At 74.7% G+C, this 17,302-nt stretch carries 15 protein-coding genes; 9 read left to right on the top strand and 6 right to left on the bottom strand.

All coding sequences use genetic code 11. The annotated features are described in order from the left end of the window. Window positions 1–18: 18 nt before the first annotated feature. A complete protein-coding gene (locus tag WMF26_RS29170) occupies window positions 19–462 on the top strand; it encodes a DUF333 domain-containing protein (protein ID WP_437995346.1) in 444 nt (147 codons plus the stop codon). 43 nt (window positions 463–505) lie between these two features. Here the strand turns inward: WMF26_RS29170 and WMF26_RS29165 are convergent, their stop codons facing one another. Genes WMF26_RS29165 through WMF26_RS29140 form a run of 6 tightly spaced genes read right to left on the bottom strand, consistent with a single transcriptional unit; the run spans window position 506 to window position 7,231 of the window. Then, a complete protein-coding gene (locus WMF26_RS29165) occupies window positions 506–1,444 on the bottom strand; it encodes an NAD-dependent epimerase/dehydratase family protein (RefSeq protein ID WP_437995345.1) in 939 nt (312 codons plus the stop codon). Further along, window positions 1,441–2,508: a CDP-glucose 4,6-dehydratase gene (gene rfbG / locus WMF26_RS29160; RefSeq protein ID WP_437995344.1), complete on the bottom strand. Its 1,068-nt coding sequence runs from the start codon at window positions 2,506–2,508 to the stop codon at window positions 1,441–1,443. The genes WMF26_RS29165 and rfbG overlap by 4 nt, the downstream gene beginning before the upstream one ends. Continuing rightward, window positions 2,505–3,278 carry a glucose-1-phosphate cytidylyltransferase gene (gene rfbF / locus WMF26_RS29155; RefSeq protein WP_020737752.1) on the bottom strand — a complete coding sequence of 258 codons (774 nt, stop codon included), beginning with the start codon at window positions 3,276–3,278 and terminating at the stop codon, window positions 2,505–2,507. Before rfbF ends, rfbG begins: the two co-directional genes overlap by 4 nt. Continuing rightward, the gene (locus WMF26_RS29150) at window positions 3,275–4,441 is read right to left on the bottom strand and encodes a glycoside hydrolase family 26 protein (RefSeq protein WP_437995343.1); all 1,167 of its coding nucleotides are present in this window, start codon (window positions 4,439–4,441) and stop codon (window positions 3,275–3,277) included. Before WMF26_RS29150 ends, rfbF begins: the two co-directional genes overlap by 4 nt. Then, the gene (locus WMF26_RS29145; protein WP_437995342.1) at window positions 4,438–6,087 is read right to left on the bottom strand and encodes a glycosyltransferase family 2 protein; all 1,650 of its coding nucleotides are present in this window, start codon (window positions 6,085–6,087) and stop codon (window positions 4,438–4,440) included. Before WMF26_RS29145 ends, WMF26_RS29150 begins: the two co-directional genes overlap by 4 nt. Beyond that, window positions 6,053–7,231, bottom strand: coding sequence for a hypothetical protein (locus WMF26_RS29140; protein WP_437995341.1), 1,179 nt, complete (start codon window positions 7,229–7,231; stop codon window positions 6,053–6,055). Before WMF26_RS29140 ends, WMF26_RS29145 begins: the two co-directional genes overlap by 35 nt. 196 nt (window positions 7,232–7,427) lie before the next feature. Here WMF26_RS29140 and WMF26_RS29135 point away from each other — a divergent pair, with 196 nt between their 5' ends. The 8 genes from WMF26_RS29135 (at window position 7,428) to WMF26_RS29100 (ending at window position 17,276) form a co-directional block, all read left to right on the top strand. Beyond that, entirely contained in the window at window positions 7,428–8,102 is a 675-nt protein-coding gene (locus WMF26_RS29135) for an RNA polymerase sigma factor (RefSeq protein ID WP_437949426.1), read from the top strand. After that, window positions 8,090–9,295 carry a FecR domain-containing protein gene (locus WMF26_RS29130; RefSeq protein ID WP_437995340.1) on the top strand — a complete coding sequence of 402 codons (1,206 nt, stop codon included), beginning with the start codon at window positions 8,090–8,092 and terminating at the stop codon, window positions 9,293–9,295. Before WMF26_RS29135 ends, WMF26_RS29130 begins: the two co-directional genes overlap by 13 nt. Next, window positions 9,285–10,487 (top strand): hypothetical protein, encoded by a 1,203-nt coding sequence (locus tag WMF26_RS29125; RefSeq protein ID WP_437995339.1) that lies wholly within the window; start codon window positions 9,285–9,287, stop codon window positions 10,485–10,487. Before WMF26_RS29130 ends, WMF26_RS29125 begins: the two co-directional genes overlap by 11 nt. Before the next feature lie 226 nt (window positions 10,488–10,713). Further along, window positions 10,714–12,381, top strand: a complete 1,668-nt coding sequence (locus WMF26_RS29120) for a serine/threonine protein kinase (RefSeq protein WP_437995338.1) — start codon at window positions 10,714–10,716, stop codon at window positions 12,379–12,381. Window positions 12,382–12,770: 389 nt separating this feature from the next. Then, window positions 12,771–13,742 carry an arabinan endo-1,5-alpha-L-arabinosidase gene (locus tag WMF26_RS29115; RefSeq protein ID WP_437995337.1) on the top strand — a complete coding sequence of 324 codons (972 nt, stop codon included), beginning with the start codon at window positions 12,771–12,773 and terminating at the stop codon, window positions 13,740–13,742. Window positions 13,743–13,923: 181 nt separating this feature from the next. Continuing rightward, a complete protein-coding gene (locus tag WMF26_RS29110; RefSeq protein ID WP_437995336.1) occupies window positions 13,924–14,922 on the top strand; it encodes a LamG domain-containing protein in 999 nt (332 codons plus the stop codon). Between the two features lie 100 nt (window positions 14,923–15,022). Beyond that, window positions 15,023–15,955 carry a hypothetical protein gene (locus WMF26_RS29105; protein WP_437995335.1) on the top strand — a complete coding sequence of 311 codons (933 nt, stop codon included), beginning with the start codon at window positions 15,023–15,025 and terminating at the stop codon, window positions 15,953–15,955. Window positions 15,956–16,097: 142 nt separating this feature from the next. Next, on the top strand, window positions 16,098–17,276 hold the full coding sequence (locus WMF26_RS29100) for a LamG domain-containing protein (RefSeq protein ID WP_437995334.1): 1,179 nt from the start codon (window positions 16,098–16,100) through the stop codon (window positions 17,274–17,276). Window positions 17,277–17,302: the final 26 nt, after the last annotated feature.

Below are 17,302 nucleotides of genomic sequence, written 5' to 3'. Positions count from 1 at the left end.
GCTCCTGGGTTGGGGTTGATGGTCCTGGTCGCCGGCATGACCGGAGCCGGACCGTCCCTGGCCATACCGAACCCGGCGTCGGTCTTCTGCGAGGAGGTCGGCGGGCGATTGATCATCGTCCGCGAGCCTGGTGGAGACGTCGGCATCTGTCGTTTCTCCGACGGTTCCATCGTCGAGGAGTGGACGCTCTATGACGCCGTGCGAGCGCGCGAGGGGGGGAAGGCCCTGCGTGAATTCGTGAAGTCCACGGCCGCGCCGCTCCCGGGGGCTTATGCCACCTGGGCTGAGCAGCGATGTGCTGCCTCTGGCGGGAGCGTGGAGACGTGGTCCAGCGTCGGTTCCCCCAGCGTGTCGGTGGCGATGTGCTCGTTCGACGACAGAACCTCCATCGGCGCCTGGACGCTGTTCGGCGGAAGAGGCCGTTACCCGGTGCTCGCCGCGGTGCTCTCCCGCGGTCGCTGAGATCGCCTCCGCGGCAACCGCCGTTGGCCGCGGCCGCCGCGCCTCACGAGGCGGCGAGCGCGGCGGCGACGCCGGAGGAGAGCGGCGTGCGCGGTCGCCAGCTCGTCGCGGCGCAAAAGCGGCCGGGATCGCCGACGAGACACGGGAGCTCGTCGGCGCGCGGCGGACGGGCGCCGAAGTCGAGGAGGGACTCCGGCGCGCCGAGCTGCCGCGCGACCTCGAGGCAGACCTCGCGCACGCTCGTCGGGCGCCCCGAGCAGACGTTGTAGGCCGCGCCGAGCTCGAGCCCCGCCGTCGTCGCGCCGAGCAGCAGCGCCTCCACGACGTCGTCCACGAAGGTGAGATCGCGGAGCTGCGTGCCGGGGGTGAGGTCGACGCGCTCCCCCGCGCGGAGCCGGGCCGCGAGGTACGGGATCAGGCGATGGGGCGCCTCGCCAGGGCCGTAAACGTTGAAGAGGCGGAGCGTCACGAGCGGCACCGAGAGCGCCCGCGCCACGGCGCGCCCGTAGTCGTGAGCGGCGGCCTTGGCGGCGCCGTAGAGGTCGGCGGGCGCGCGCGCCGCGGCCTCGCCGACAAGCTGCCCCTCGACGACCGCGCTGTACTCCGAGCACGAGCCCGTGAAGACGACGCGCGCCCCGCCCCAGCGGGCGGCGGCCTCCAGCGTCGCGACGAGCGCCCCGACGTTGCCCTCGAGGAGCGCGTCCGGCGCGCGCTCCCTCGGGTTCACCCCGGCCGACGCCAGGTGGAAGACCGCATCCGGCGGCGCGTCGCCGACCGCATCGAGGAGCGCGTCCCGCGTCAGGCGCTCGAGCGGGAGCTGCCGGAGACGCTGGCCCGGCGCGGGGCGCGAGAGGCGCGCCCACCCCGAAGGCCGCGCGGGCGCCGCCGCGACGACCTCGCACCCGCCCGCGAGGAGCCGCCGGACGAGCGCGGAGCCGATGAAGCCGGTCGCGCCCGTGACCACCGCCTTGCCGAGCCTCACGCGAGCCCCGTGGCGAAGCGGAGCTGCTCCTCGACGAGGGAGCGCGCGCGCCCGCGATCCTCCAGGTAGCGCGCGTACCACGCGCTCGTGAGCTGGATGGCGCGATCCGTGTCGAGGAGCGGACGCCAGCCGAGCCGGGACCGCGCCTTGCTGCAGTCGAGCCGCAGCGCGCCCGCCTCGTGGAGCCGCTCGCCGTCCGAGGGCTCCGCCAGATCGAGCGAGCCCCGCCCGAGCGCGCGGACGATGGCCTCCGCCAGCCGGTGCACCGTCGTCGGCTCGGCGTCGTCCGGGCCGAAGTTCCAGGCGCCGCTGTACCCCGCCGGGTCGTCCCAGAGCCGGCGCGCGAGGAGGAGGTACCCCGAGAGCGGATCGAGGACGTGCTGCCAGGGGCGCACGGCGCGCGGGTGCCGGATGCGCGCGGGCTCGCCTGCGGCGACGCTCCGGACGATGTCCGGCACGATGCGGTCCTCGGCCCAGTCTCCGCCGCCGATGACGTTCCCGGCGCGCGCGGTCGCGAGCGCCACCTCGCGCCCGTAGAACGACCGCCGGTAGGCCGAGGCGACGAGCTCCGCGCAGGCCTTGCTCGCGCTGTACGTGTCGTGGCCGCCGAGGGCGTCGGTCTCGCGGTAGCCCCAGACCCACTCGTGGTTCTCGTAGCACTTGTCCGTCGTCACCACGACGACGACCCGCACCGACGGCAGGCGCCGCGCCGCCTCGAGCACGCGCGCCGTCCCGAGGACGTTCGTCGCGAAGGTCTCCAGCGGCCGCGCGTACGATCGCCGGACGAGCGCCTGCGCCGCGAGGTGCAGCACGATCTCCGGCCGGGCCTCGGCCATCGCCCGCGTGAGGTGCCCCTCGTCGCAGATGTCGCCGAGGATCGAGGTGACCCCGTCGCCGATCCGCGCGTCGGCGAAGAGGCTCGGCGCGCCCTCCGGCGGGAGCGCGTAGCCGGTGACGTGCGCGCCGAGCAGGCGCAGCCATGCGGTGAGCCAGGAGCCCTTGAACCCCGTGTGCCCGGTGACGAACACGCGGCGGCCCGCGTAGAAGTCGAGGTGCTCGCTCATGACCAGGTCCTCCAGGGCGCGCGGCCCTCGTCCCAGAGCCGCTCGAGGAGGCGCTTGTCGCGCAGGGTATCCATCGGCTGCCAGAAGCCCTCGTGCTGGTAGGCCATGAGCTGCCCATGGGCGGCGAGCCGCTCGAGCGGCTCGCGCTCGAGGGGCGTCGCGTCGTCGCACTCGAGGTACTCGAGCGCGCCGGGCTCGAAGACGAAGAAGCCCCCGTTGATCCACCCCGCCTCGGCCTGCGGCTTCTCGGCGAACGCCGCGACCTCGCTGCCCCGGAGCTCGAGGACGCCGAACCGCGCCGGCGGGCGGACCGCGGTGATCGTCGCGAGCTTGCCGTGGGACCGGTGGAAGGCGACGAGCTTCGCGATGTCGATGTCCCCGACCCCGTCGCCGTAGGTGACCATGAACGGCTCCCGCCCGAGCACGCGGTCCAGCCGGCGGATGCGCCCGCCCGTCTGGGTGTGGAGCCCCGTGTCGATGAGCGTCACCCGCCAGCTCGGGCAGTGGACGCCGAGCGCGTCGACCTCGCCGCTCCGGAGGTCCACCGTGAAGTCCGCGCGGCGCGTCCGGAGCCCCGCGAACCAGTCCTTGATGACGTCGCCCTTGTAGCCGCAGGCCACGACGAAGTCGTCGAAGCCGTGGGCGGCGTACATCTGCATGATGTGCCAGAGGATGGGCTGGCCCCCGATCTCGACCATCGGCTTCGGCCTGTCGGCGGTCTCTTCGCTGAGCCGGGTGCCGAGGCCGCCGGCGAGCAATACGGTCTTCATCGCTGAACCTCCTGTGCGTGGCGGGTCTGCGCCGCGAGCGCGCGGCGCACGGCGCCGGCGACCGCGGGGTCGTCGGCAAAGGCCCACGAGAGCGGCTCGTGGGTCACGGTCGCGTCGCTCGCGACGTGGAAGAACAAGAGCGCCTTCACCGCGGGGTGGCGCTCGGCGAAGCCCGTCAGCGCCTCCTCGTACCAGCGGGCGCGATCCCCGCCGGCGGCGAGCGTGCCGAGCTCGGCGATCATCATCGGCTTGCCGAGCGGCGCGAGGCGCTCGTAGTGGCGCGCGAAGAGCTCCTGGAACGAGGTCCACTTGGACCAGCGGACGGCGGTCCCGTAATTGAGGACGCCCGTCGCGACCCAGTCGGTCCACTCGTTGCCCGGGTAATACTCCCAGTAGTTCTCGTACGAGACGCTCGGCGCCCACACCCAGAGGACGTTCGCCGCCCCCGCGGCGCGGAAGCGTCCGACGACGTGCCGCCACGCGCGGATGAACTCCCGCGGGTCCGGGTTGTTCGCCGGCCCCCACGGGTAGCGGTAGCCGTCGTTCATCTCGTGCGCGAAGCGGAGGAGGATCGGGTGCCCGTACTCCGCCGCCGCTTGCGCCCAGCGGTCGACGTAGACGTCGTACTTGCCGTCGGCGATGTCGGTGAGGCCGCCCTGGTCCCGCGTCGCCGCCGGGCGGAGCGACGCGTCCAGGCGCTGGAACGCGCTGAGCCAGGGCTCCCACGTGATCACCGGCACGGAGCCCACGGCCCACATGGCCCGCGCCGCCCGGCTCGGGAAAGCCTGGTCCGCGCCGTCGCCCCAGGCCGCGTAGACCTGCGTGAGGAGGAGCGTCTGGCCCACCGCCTCCTCGAGCGCGAGGTACCCGCTGACGTCGCGCGGCAGCCCTCCGTCGTGCGCGCCGTAGAGGAGGCGCGCCGGGGCGCGGAGGTCGTCCAGCCTCCGCGACGCGAGCTCCGTGGACAGGCGGGCGAGCCGCGCGTCGCGCTCGGGGCCGGCGGTCCAGGAGAGATCCGCCGTGGCCACGGCCGCGCTCGCCGTGCCGAAGGCCGACGAGAGCCAGGTCTCGGCGGGCGCCCGCCCGTAGGTCGAGAAGAGCACCGCGAGGGCGGCTCCGGTCGTGGCGGCAGCTGTCAAGGCGACGCGGTGGGAGCGCTTCATCGTGATCCTCCGAGGGGGGTCGTGGCGGTCGTGGCGGTCGCGGCGTCGAGCGCGGGGAGGCGCTCCCAGGGATCGACGCCCGGCGCGCGGGGCGGCGGGCGCGCGGCCCAGGCGATCGCCCCGCTCATCGACGCGGCCCCGAGCGCGCCGAAGAGGACCATCGCCCAGTAGGCCTCCGCGTCGCTCCAGCGCTCGGCGAGCCCGTGCGCGGAGGTGCGGAGCCAGAGGCTCGCGCCGATCGTGACGAGGAACGAGGCGACGACGAGGAGGTGCGGCCACGCGAGCGGCAGGAGCCGGCCGCCGAGCCCGCGCTTGGGCGTGGGCACGTAGCGGACGAGGCGCTTCGCGACCGCCAGGACCACCCCGAGCGTGTAGATGGGAAAGGCGGCGAGCTTGAGGAGGAGGGCGCGCCAGTGGAGGCCGCCCTCCGTGGCGCGGTCGCAGAACCACCGCTGCCCGTAGACGTGGAGCGCGACCGCCGCCGCGAGGACGGGGGCGCCCGCGGCGACGAACCCCGCCGGATCCGCGTGCATGGGCCGAAAATCGCCCCAGAGCGCGGCGAGCGGCAGGACGAGGTACGTCAGCGTGGCGGGGCCCGTGAGGTAGTACGTGCCGATGGCCACGTAGGAGAGCCGCTGGCGCGCGCTCAGCTGCCAGAAGCGCGGCACGACCTCGGCGAAGAGCGCGTCGACCGCGCCGGTCGCCCACTTGAGCTGCTGCGCGAAGTACCCGCCGAGATCGTCGGGCACGAGCCCGCGGCTGACGATCTCCGGGACGTAGACCGAGCGCCACCCCGCCGCGTGGAGCCGGATGGAGGTCATGAGGTCCTCCGCGAGCCCCACGGCGTGCCCGCGGATGGACGCGAGCGCGGCGCGGCGGAAGGTGCAGTTGGCGCCGATGGCGACCGCGCAGCCGAGCCCGTGGAGCCCGAGCTGCATCGGCCCGTAGAACCCGTAGGTCTGCTCGGCCGCGCCGCGGGCGATCGGGGAGTCGGCCTGGTTGTAGTAGCCCTGCGAGACCTGCACGAAGCCCACGCGCGGGTCGTCGAAGTGCCCGAGGACGCGGTCGAAGAGCTCCGGGAACGGCAGGTGGTCCGGGTCGAGGACCAGGACGAAGTCCTCGGTGGTCCGCGCGAGGGCCGCGTTGATCTTGCCGGCCTTGGCGCCCGGGACGCCGCTCGAGTCGAGCCACACCGCGCCGTGCCGCGCGGCGAGCGCGCGGAAGCGCGGGTCGCCCGTGCCGTCGAGGAGGTACGTGCGGTGCGGGTAGCGGACGCGGGCGAGCGCCGCGAGGGTCGCCTCGAACATCGCGATGGGCTCGCCCGGCGCGGCCGTGGTGAAGACCGCGACGGAGAGCCCTTCGGGCGCCGGGCGGTGCTCGACGCGGTCCAGCGCGAGGTAGCCGATCCAGGCGAGGACGATGCGGCCGATGCCGTACCAGACCGCGATCGACAGCGCGACGAAGGCCGGGAGGTGGGCGACGCGGCGCTCCTGGAACCAGAAGCTCGCGAAGCCGGCGACCCCCGCGAGCCCGAAGGCCGCGATCGCCCAGACGATCATGCGATCGACGAGCCGCACGGGCGCGGCCGACGACCACCGGAAGAGCTCCGGATCAAAGCGGGAGCTCGAGACGAAACGCCGCGTCATGGAACCGGTAATAGAGTTGGTGGTTGTGGTGGTAGGTGACGCCCACGCGGGCGCCCCCGAGGTCGATCGAGGCCCCCGCGCGGAGGTCGACGTAGGCGCCGTCGACGCGCGAGGTGACGCCCCAGGCGAGCGCGGTCGGGTCGAGCTCGCTCCCCTGCACGGCGACGTCGCCGCTCGCGTCGACGCGGAGCTTGCCGAGCGAGAGCGCCGCGACGACGATGGGCCCGTGGCGGCGCGCGCCGAGGGGGGTGAAGTAGGGCGCGTAGGCCTGCGCCGCGAGCGACCAGCGCGAGCGCGAGGTGTCGGCCCAGGCCGCCCCCCACCCGGCCTTCAGGCTCAGCGCGCCGCGCAGCAGCGGCGCCACGGCCCAGCCGTAGGCCGTGAGGCCGCGGTTGCTGTCGGAGTACCAGCGCCCCTCGCCGCGGAGCTCTCCGCTCCAGCCGTTCCAGTCGTCGACGGCGAGCGCGCCGCCCGCCGCGGTGACGGAGACGTGCTCGCGGATCGCCGCGTGGGTGTCGAGGAGCTCGTCGCGGCGCGCCGAGGCGCGGAGCCGCAAAGGCGAGAGCCACCGGCCCTCGATCTCGGCGCTCCCCGACAGCTGCGCGCTGCCGTCCGCCCAGATCCGCCCGAGGCCCGTCGCGATGACGTCGAGGTCGGCCCGGGCCGGGCGGAAGAGGAGCCCCACGAGCCCGCCCACCGCGTGGGCCGGCGTCGCGCTGCCGCCGAGCTCCGCCGTCTCGCGCGGGGCGCGCGGGTACCAGAGGCCGATCGCGCGGAGCCGCAGCTGGAGGCTCGCCGCCGGCCAGAACGACGCCCCGGCGCTCTGCGACAGGCGAGCGAGCGGCTGCGTGTCGAAGAAGGCGCGCGTCTCGAGCTCGAGACGCGTGGCGAGCGCCGCGTCGAGCTGGGCGCGCAGGGTGCCGGCGTCGCGCGCCGCCTCGCTCTGCGCGGGGACCTGCGCGAGGAGGGCCTCCGCCGCCGCGTAATCGGCGATGGCGAGCCGCTCCTGCGCCTCGGCGACATACCGCCAGTCGCCGGGGAGCGGGCGCGGCGCGGCGCCGGCGGCGCCCGCGCCCACGAGCGCGGCGGCGACGATGAAGCAAGAAGCGAAGGCGGAGAGGCGCATGGCAAGGAAGGGGGACATCGCGTCCCGGTCGCCCCCAAGGGGCCGCCTCCGCCTCCGGACGGCTCACCGGAGCGCACGAAAACGATCGTGAGCCGTCTCGGGCCCCTGCCGGTCCTTTGGTGCAGCGCTGTGCCCGACCGCATCGAAGCCGCCCCGTCCCGCAGCGCCGAGCCTCGGCTCGGCGACCTCGCCGCCTCCCGTCGCGGAGGCCGCCATGGCTAGCGGCTCACGCTCGCCGCTCCCGCACACCGCGAGCCGCGCCGGCCCCGCGCCGGGCGGCGGGCAGCTCGTCGCGCTGCCGGTGGAGCGCGACGACGCCGAGCTGCTCCGCCGCCTCCAGCGCGGCGACCCCTGGGCCAAGGCGGTCCTCTTCGAGCGCTACGGCGCCCTCGTCGAGCGCATCGCGCGCCGCGTCCTCGGGACCGAGCGGCACACGACCTTCGCGGACGTCGTCCACGACGCCTTCGTGTCCGCCTACGCGAGCGTCCACCAGCTGAGCGACGCGGCGGCGCTGACGTCGTGGATGAGGTCGGTCGCGGTCCACACCGCGTGCAAGAGCATCCGCCACCACAAGGCCCGGAGCTGGCTGCGCTTCTTCTCGCCCGAGGACCTCCCCGAGCCCCCGGCGCGCGGCGCCGACGCGGAGCTCCGGGAGGCCCACGATCGGACCTACCGGCTGCTCGAGTCGTTCCCGCTCGACGAGCGCGTCGCCTTCGCGCTGCGCTACATCGAGGGCATGGAGCTCACCGAGGCGGCGGCCGCCTGCGGCGTGTCGCTGGCGACGATCAAGCGGCGGATCGCCCGGGCCGAGGCGCGCTTCGTGAGCGCCGCCCAGCGAGACCCCGTGCTCGCGACCTGGATCGAGGAGGGCACCCGATGGAACCCGTGACACGACGCATCGAGACCCTCGGGTCCGAGGTGGCCCGCACCTCCGACCAGCGCGCCAGGCCGGGCGAGACGCTCGCCGCGGCGCGCGCGCGGCTCTTCGCCGCCGAGGCCGAGGCCCGGCCGCGCCGGGCGCGCCCCGCCGTCTGGGCCGCCGCAGCCGCCGCGCTGCTGCTCGCGGCGGGCGGCGCCGCGCTCTTCCGCACGGCCTGGGCGCCCGAGGGCGGCCCCGTCGCGGCCACCGCGCCCGCGTCTGCGCCGGGCGCGGGCGCGCGGGTCGAGGCGCGCGACGCGCCCCTCGCCTTCACCTTCGCCGAGGGGACCTCCGTGCGGCTCGACGCGGCGTCCGCGCTGGAGGTCCTCGCGACCGACGCGCGCGGGGCGGAGCTGCGCGTCGAGCGGGGCGGCGCGGACTTCCACGTCGTCCACCGGAGCGACACGCGCTGGGTCGTCCACGCCGGTCCTTACGCGGTGCGCGTGACCGGGACGCGCTTCGAGGCGCGCTGGGCCCCCGAGGCGCGGCGCTTCACGCTCGCGCTCGCCGAGGGGAGCGTCGAGGTGACGGGCCCGGAGCTCGGGACGGCGCGGCTCTCGGCCGGCGATCGGCTCGACCTCACCGCGCCGAGCGAGCCCGCGCCGAGCGGCGCCGCCGCGGCCCCCTCGTCCGGCGCGCCCGCGGCGGTCGCGGCGCCGCCCGGGGATCGCGACGCGCGCGCGCCGGCGCCCGGCGCGGCGGACACCGCGCCGCGCTGGCAGGCGCTGGCGAGCGCGGGGCGCCACCAGGAGGCGCTCGCGGCCGTCGAGCGGCTGGGGCTCGACGCCGTGCTCGCGCGGGCCGCGCCCGACGAGCTCCGGCTGCTCGCCGACGCCGCCCGCTACGCGGGCCGCCCGCACGCCGCGCGCGCCGCGCTCCTCGCGCTGCGCCAGCGGCACGGCGCGCGCGGCGACGCGGCGTTCCTCCTCGGCAAGCTCGCCGCCGATCAGCTCGGCGATCCCGGCGACGCGCTGTCCTGGTTCGACACCTACCTCCGCGAGGCGCCGGGCGGCGCCCTGCGCGAGCAGGCGCTCGGGCGCAGCCTCGAGCTCCAGCAGCGGCGCGATCGGGAGGCCGCTCGCCGCGCGGCGCTCCGCTACCTCGCCGAGTACCCCCGCGGCGCCTACGCGCCCCTCGCGCGCTCGATCGCGGATGCGCCCTGAGCTCCACCCCGCGCCCCGCGCCGCCGCCGGCGCCGGCCTCCGCCTCGCGGCGGTGCTCGGCGCGCTGCCGGCCCTCCTCGGCGTCGCGCGCGCGGCGCCCCCGCCGGCCGCGGAGGGAGCCCTCGCCGGCGCCAGCGCGCCCGCGCGGGCCACGGTGGCCCTCTCCGGCGACCCGGCGGACGCGACGTTCCAGCGGGTTCGCGACGAGCTCCGCGCGCTCGGCGTGCGCATCACCCCCGGCGGCCCCGGGGAGGCCGACGCGCGCGAGGGCGCCGACGCGCGCGAGGGCCCCGACGCGCGCGTCGTCGTCGCCCGCCGGCGCGCGACGATCGCCCTCGCCGCGCGGCACGGCGGCGGCGAGCTCGAGGTCTCCGTGCGCCGCGGCGACGGCCCCGAGGTCCTCGCCCTGGCCGCCGTCGAGCTGCTCCGCGCCCGCCTCCTGCACCGCGACGCCCCCGCCGCTCCTCCTTCGACCGGCGGCGCCGCCGCCCGCATCCAGGACCCCCGGCCGTCGAAGGCCGGCCCCGCGAGCGGCCCCTCCGCCAGCCCGGCCCCCTCCGCGGCGGCCTCCCCCGCGCCCTCCGATGTCCGCGCGCCCGCGTCGCGCTCCCCCGCGCTTTCCCAGCGCGCCGACGGCGCGAGCCCGCCCGCGCGCCTCGTCGCCTCGGTCGGCCCGACGCTGCTCTTCGCCTTCGGCGACGTCCCCCCGACGCCGGCGCTCTCGATCGGCGGAACCGCGATCTTCCGCGGCTGGTACGTCGCGGCGGGCGCGACCACCACGCTCGGCGGCGCCTCCTGGGATGTCCCCGGCGGGCGGATGGAGCACGGCGTCGCCCTCGTCGGCGCCACGGCGGGCGGCGCGCTCTCCTTCGCGAGCGGGCACGGCCTCGCGACGCTCGGGGCTGGCGCGTCCGCGCTGCGCCTCCATTACGAGACGCACGTCCCGTCGCCGGTGTTCGACGGCCCCTCCGGCGCCTCGTGGGCGGCCGTCCCGCACCTCGAGGCGGCCGCGCGCTGGTTCATCCATGATCATGCGGGCGTTCGCCTCGGCGGCCTCGCCGGCGCCGCGCTTCCCAGCATCGATATCCCGTACCCCGAGCGCAATGCCGGCAGCTCGAGCCCCGCCGCCGACGCCACCCCCTATGGCCGCCTGCTCCTCGCCGTCTCTCTCTCCCTCGAGGCGCGCCTCTGAGGGCTCGGGCCGCCGTGCATCGCATGCGTGGCCCGTCGCCCAGTCCCGCGCGCCGCGCGGACGCCGGAGCTCGGGGGTGCGCCTGCTTGGCCCGACAACACTGCGACACTATCGCACCCGCGTCTTCTCACGGGAGGCGGCACAATGCAGTGCATTGCGGAAGAAGGCTCGGGATCCCCCTGAAACCGTCTGGTCGCGCTCGTTTTTTTCGTGCCATCATCGCCCAGTGAACGTGGGCCCGTCCAGCACACCGCCCGACCCGGGGCATCACCTCTTGCTCGAGCTCGGGCGCGGGGGAACTGCGCAGGTCTTCCTCGCCGTGCAGAGCGGCGCGGAGGGCGTGGACAAGCTCGTCGTCCTGAAGTTTCTCAGGCCCGACCTCCTGGACAACCTCGAGATGCGGGAGATGTTCATCAACGAGGCGCGGTTCTCCGCGCGCTTGAACCACGCGAACATCGTGCAGACGAGCGCGATCGTCCAGACGACGCGGGGGGCCGCCATCGTGATGGAGTACCTCGAGGGCCAGTCGCTCTCGATCGTCCGGTCGCGGGCGCGCACGAAGCTCCCGCTGGAGATGCACCTCCGGGTCATCATCGACGCGCTCCGCGGCCTTCATTATGCCCACGAGCTCACCGGCTTCGACGGCGAGCCGCTCAACGTGGTGCACCGCGACGTCTCGCCGCACAACGTCTTCGTGACCTACGATGGCCAGGTCAAGCTCATCGATTTCGGCATCGCCAAGCTCACCGGCGGGAGCGTCGAGACGGCGACGGGGGTGATCAAGGGCAAGATCGGGTACATGCCGGCCGAGCAGATCGAGGGGGGCCCCATCGATCGGCGCGCGGATCTGTACGCGGTGGGGGTGATGCTCTGGGAGGCCGCGACGGGCGAGCGGATGTGGAAGGGCATGACCGACATCGCCATCATGCATCGCGTGCTGAACGGGGAGCTCCCGAGGCCGCGCGACGTCAAGCCCGACGTGCCCGAGGAGCTCGAGCGCATCATCCTCAAGGCCCTCTCGGTCGCGCCGGAGCAGCGCTATGCCACCGCGGCGGAGCTCGAGGCCGATCTCGAGGCGTTCGTCGCGGGTATGGCCCCCGTGACGAACCGCGACATCGGCAGGTTCGTCTCGCGCGAGTTCGAGGACGTGCGCGCGGAGACGAAGCGCATCATCGGCCGTGAGATGGTGCGCCGGGGCGCGACGGCGCGGGCGTCCATGCCGGTCGACACCCTGTCGCCGCCGCCGCTGGATCAATCGCTCGCGCGCGCCGGCTACGGCACGATGACGGGCTCGGACACGAAGCTCACGGGCGAGCAGGAGCCGGCGCCGCGCCCGTGGCTGAAGCGGGCGTCCCGCTCGCTCCTCGCCACGGCCGTGGTGGGGATCGGCTGCGGCATCGTCCTGGCGGCGGCCACAACCCGTTCCCCGCGCTCCGCGCCTGCGTCCCTGGACGCCGCTTCGTTGTCGGCGTCGCCGCAGCCGTCGCTCGCGCCGCTCGCGCCCGCCGTCGTCCCCGCGTCCGGGGCGCCGTCGGGCTCCGGCGTCGTCGCGGCGGCCGCCGCGCCTGCGGCTGCGACGTCGGGCGAGCCGTCGGCGGGGTCGGCGGAGCCGACCATCGAGCCGGCCGAGCTGCCCGAGCCGCTGGCCGATTCGTCCGCAAAGCCGGCCGACCGGTCCGCGAAGCAGCCCAGGGGGGCCGCGAAGCAGGCCAGGCCGTCGGCGAAGCAGCCCGAGCCGCCGGCAAAGGAGCCGGCCGCGCCTGGTGGCGCCGCCGCGGCGACGGCGGACAAGCCCACGCCCGCTGCGCCGGCCAGCGCGCCCAGCGCGAATTGCGACCCGCCCTACACCATCGACGCCGAGGGGATCAAGCGATTCAAGGTCGAGTGCATGTGAGATCGCGTGTCGACACCACGTCGGGTACGGGAGCGCTCTCCGCGCTGGCCCTGGCCGTGATGGGCGGCTGCGGGGCCTGCGGCGACACCGGAGCCCAGGGCGGCGCCGGCGGGCCGGCGGCGGCGAGCGTGGCGTCCGGCTCCGCGGCGGGCACCGGAGGCGCGGAGTCTGGCGCAGGCACCGGAGGGGCGGGCGCCGGCGGAACGAGCACCGGCGCAAGCGCCGGAGGGACGGGCGCCGGCGGGGCGGGCGCCGGCGGGGCGGGCGCCGGGGAAACAGGCCATGGCGGAGGCTCCGGGGGAGCGAGCGTGGGAGTCGGCTCCGGGGGAGCGAGCGTGGGAGTCGGCTCGGGCGGAGCGAGCGTGGGAGTCGGCTCGGGCGGAGCGAGCGTGGGAGTCGGCTCGGGCGGAGCGAGCACGGGCGCGGGCACCGGCGGAGCAGGGGATGGCGGCGGCGCCGTGGAGCCGGAGCGTCCGGTCGCGCTCGACCTCAGCGGAGACGTCCAGGGAGTGCACGACCCGTCGATCATCCGGGCGGGGGATCGCTATTACGTCTTCTCCACGGGTCCCGGGATCGCGATCCGGACCTCCACCGATCTCGTGCGCTGGGACTCCGCCGGCTCCGTGTTCAGCGACACTCCCGACTGGGTCGCGAGCGCCGTGGGCGACGTCGACGCGCTCTGGGCCCCGGACATCTCGACCTGGGGCGGGCTCTATCATCTGTATTACGCGGCGTCGTTCTTCGGGACGAACCGCTCCTGCATCGGCCACGCGACCCGGGGGTCGCTCGACGCCCCGGAGACCCGCTGGCTGGATCACGGCGCCGTCGTATGCAGCGAGGGCACCGATTACAACGCCATCGACCCGAGCGTCGTGATCGACGAGCGGGGCACCCCCTGGCTCGTGTTCGGGAGCTTCTGGTCGGGGCTCAAGCTCATGCAGCTCGACCTCGCCGGCGCTCCCGTCGACGGGACGCTCACGTCGATCGCCGCGCGGCCGAGCACCGCGATCGAGGCGCCGTTCGTCGTGCGGCGAGGCGATTATTATTACCTGTTCGCCTCGTTCGACACCTGCTGCGTCGGCGCGAGCAGCACGTACAAGATCATGGTCGGCCGGTCCCGGGCGCTCGCCGGTCCTTACGTGGACAGGCTCGGGAATCGCATGCTGAGCGGCGGCGGCTCGCGCGTGCTGACCAGCAGCTCGAGGTGGCGAGGGCCTGGCAGCAACGGCTTGCTCCAGGCCGGTGAGTCCTGGTATCATATCTACCATTCGTACGACGCCGACGCGGACGGCATGTTCGCCCTTCGCGTCGCCGAGATGCGCTGGAGCGCCGACGGCTGGCCGGAGTCCGGCGGGCCGTGAGCCGGCATGCGAGGGTGGCCGATGCGTCGGTTCGAGGCGGGGAGCCGGGCCCTTTCTTCTCTGTTCCCGTCTGTTCCCGTCTGTTCCCGTCTGTTCCCGTGGGGGTCGTGGTCCTCGGGCCACGGCAGCGGCATCGCAGGCGTCCGCGGGGCGTCCATCGTGGTTGGGAGGTGACATGAACATGGCAGCTCGTGGAAGGGTGCTGGCCGGCCCTGCGGCGCTTCGTCCGGCGGCGCGTGCGCTCCTGGCGCTCGCTCCCTTGTGCCTCGGGGCCTGCTCGCTCGAAAGCCTGTCCTATCTCCAAGAGGGCGCGGCGGGCGCCGGAGGCGGCTCGGCGACGCAGAGCTCCAGCGAGAGCAGCAGCGGCTCTGGAGGCCGCGACGGCACCGGGGCCACCGGCGGCGGTGGCGGCGACGGGGGCGCCGGAGGTGTCGGGGGCGACGGCGGCGCTGCAAGCGTCGGGGGCGCCGGAGGTGAGGGGGGCGACGGCGGCGCCGGGGGCCGCGGGGGCGCGGGCGGCGACGGGGGCGGTCCGCTCATCGACCTCGAGACGGGGCTCTTCTTGCATTACACGTTCGACGCGCTCGAGGAGGGCATCGCGGTGGACGCCACCGGCGGCATGCGCGACGGGACCCTCCTCGGGGGGACGTCGGTGGAGGGGCACATCGGCAATGCGCTGTCCCTCTCGGGGGAGGAGGAGTACGTGGAGCTCCCGCCCGGCGTCTTGCAGACGCTCAACGAGCTCACGGTGTCCTTCTGGATCTCGCTCGGCGAGCAGCAGTGGTGGCAGCGGATCTTCGACTTCGGATCCGGAGAGGTGGCGTGGCTCTACGTGTGCCCGAAGGCGGCGAATCCGACCGGCGTCCGCCTCTCGTTGAACTCCCCTGCGGGCGTCGAGGAATACACCATGAATGGTAGCTTGCCGCTCCAGCAGTGGACGCACCTGGCGGTGACGCTGAGCTACAACCCGAACCGCTCGTTGATGTACATCAACGGGGCCGAGGTGGCGAGCAGCGAGTTGATCACCACCCGGCCCTCGGATCTGGGGAACACGACGCAGAACTTCATCGGCCGCTCTCAGTTCGCGGTCGATCCCTACCTCGTCGGGATCGTGGACGATTTCAGGATCTACGATCGCGCGCTCTCGGCGGCCGAGGTGGCGGCCCTCGCGGCGCAATGAGCGGGTGAGCCGGCCGCGGTCGGCCCGCTCGGCCGACCGTCGGAAGTTTGCTCGACAGGCGGTCGGGTGCGAGTCTGCTGGACACGAGGAGCTTGGCGCGATGGCTGGAGAGACAGGGATGCTGCGGAGGGGGAAGCCTTTCGGAACGGGGCGCGGCGGGTGGGCGGCGCTCGCGCTGGCGGCGACCGCGCTCTGGCCGCTCTCGGCCTTGGCGGACGAGCCTGCGGCGCCGGCGGACGGGCCTGCGGCGCCGGCGGCGGGGGCGGCCTCCGCGGTCACGCAATGTGTCGCCGCGCACGCCGAGGTGCAGCGGCTCCGGAAGGAGCACCAGCTGCTCGAGGCGGGCCGCGCGCTGAAGGGCTGCGCCCGGTCGGACTGCCCGGCTCCGGTCCTCCGCGATTGCGGGGCGTGGGTCGATGAGATCGAGCGGGCGACGCCGTCGGTCGTGTTCAACGTGACGAGCGGCGGCGAGCAGGTCACCGGGTCGACGGTTCTGGTCGACGGCCAGCCGGTCGAGCTGTCGTCGAGCGGCGCGCCGCTCAAGCTCGATCCGGGGAAGCACACCTACCGTGTCGAGCGCGCCGGGCACAAGCCGGTGTCCAAGGAGATCATCCTCTTCGAGGGGCAGCGCTTCCAGCAGCTGAACGTCGCGCTCGAGCCCCTGGTGGAGGCCCGGGTCCCGCCGGCGCAGGCCAGCGTCACGGAGACCTACCGTCCGGTGCCGGCGCTCACCTACGTGCTGGCGGGCCTGGGGGTCGCGGGCGGGGCGAGCTTTGCGGTGTGGGGGCTCATGGGCCGATCCGAGCAGGATCGCCTGGAGAAGACGTGCAGCCCGAGCTGCGCCGACAGCGATCTGGACGCCGTGCGCACGCGGTACCTGATCGCCGACATCTCTCTCGGTGTAGGCGCGGCGGCGCTCGCTGGCGCCGCGCTGACGTATCTGCTGCGCCCCACGAAGGAGAGGCCGATCGCCGTGTCGGTTGAGCCGAGCCGGACCGGCGTGGTTGGTTCGGTATTGCTCCGCGGTATGTGAGGTGATTTCATCTCTCGAGCGGATGCTTGATGCTTGACGACGGCCGTCATCGCCGTCGCGTTTTGCAGAACCCCAACAACCCTGTCGAGCACCGCCGGAGCGTTCCCGGGGGCTCGAGGTATCGGCCTTATTGGAGGATGCGATGAGAGAGACATCGATCTTGTCGGGTGGTCTCAGGGCTGCGTTGTTCGCGGCCGCGATGCTGGGAACGGCGGCCGGCGGATGCGGCTCGAGCAGCGATGACGACCCGGGGAGCGGCGGCAGCGGGACGACGTCGACGACGACGACGACGACGGGTGGAGGCTCGACGACGAGCGGCTCCGGGGGCGACGGTGGGGGCGCGACGGGCACGGGCGGCGCGGGCGGCGATGGCGGCAGCGGCGCCGCGGGCGGCGGTGGCGAAGGCGGGGGCGGTGGCGCGACCGGCAGCGGCGGAGCGGGTGGAGACGGCGGCGCGGGTGGAGATGGCGGTGCGACCGGCAGCGGCGGCGCGGGTGGAGACGGCGGCGCGACTGGCAGCGGCGGCGCGGGTGGAGACGGCGGAGCGACCGGCAGCGGCGGCGCGGGTGGAGACGGCGGAGCGACCGGCACCGGCGGAGCGACCGGCACCGGCGGCGCGGGCGGCGATGGGGGCGCGGGCGGCGACGGTGGCGCGGGCGGCAGCGGCGGCGCCGGGCCGGAGCCGAGGCTCGTCGTGCACTACACGTTCGACGAGGAGACCGGCCTCGTGGCCCACGACGCGTCGGGCAACGGGAACGACGCCACGCTCGTCGGGAGCGCCGGATGGCTCGCGGAGGGGCGAATCGGCGGCGCGCTCAACCTGCAGGGCGCCGACCCCCACGTCGATCTCCCCGACGGGCTCACCGACGAGCTCGACGATCTCACCATCGCGACCTGGGTCCAGCTGAAGAGGATCGACATTTGGTCTCGCATCTTCGATTTCGGCGGCAACGGCTTCATGTTCCTCACCCCGCTCGACGACACCGGGGCCCTGCGTCTCTCGGTCTACACGCAGGTCGACACGGTGGGCAACGAGGCGATCGTGAGGGTCGCGAACCCGCTGACCGTCGATGTCTGGAAGCACGTGGCGGTCACGATCTCGAGCGGCACGTACCAGCTGTGGGTCGATGGTGTCTCCGTCGCGTCGGCCACGCCGGCGCCTCCGCACGACGTGACGCCGTCGCGGATCGCGCCCACGGCGAGCAACTACATCGGCAAGTCGCAGTTCCCGGACGCCTTGCTCAAGGCGTATATCGACGATTTCCGGATCTACGACGGCGCGCTCTCGGCCGAGCAGATCGCGGCCCTCGCCGCGCCGTAGGGGAGGGGGGCACGCGCCGGCCGACC

The organism is Sorangium sp. So ce185, assembly GCF_051526825.1.
Taxonomy (GTDB): Bacteria; Myxococcota_A; Polyangia; order Polyangiales; family Polyangiaceae; genus Sorangium; species Sorangium cellulosum_D.
Note: the sequence above shows the minus strand (reverse complement) of the source record. Positions and strands in the feature narration are given on the sequence as shown.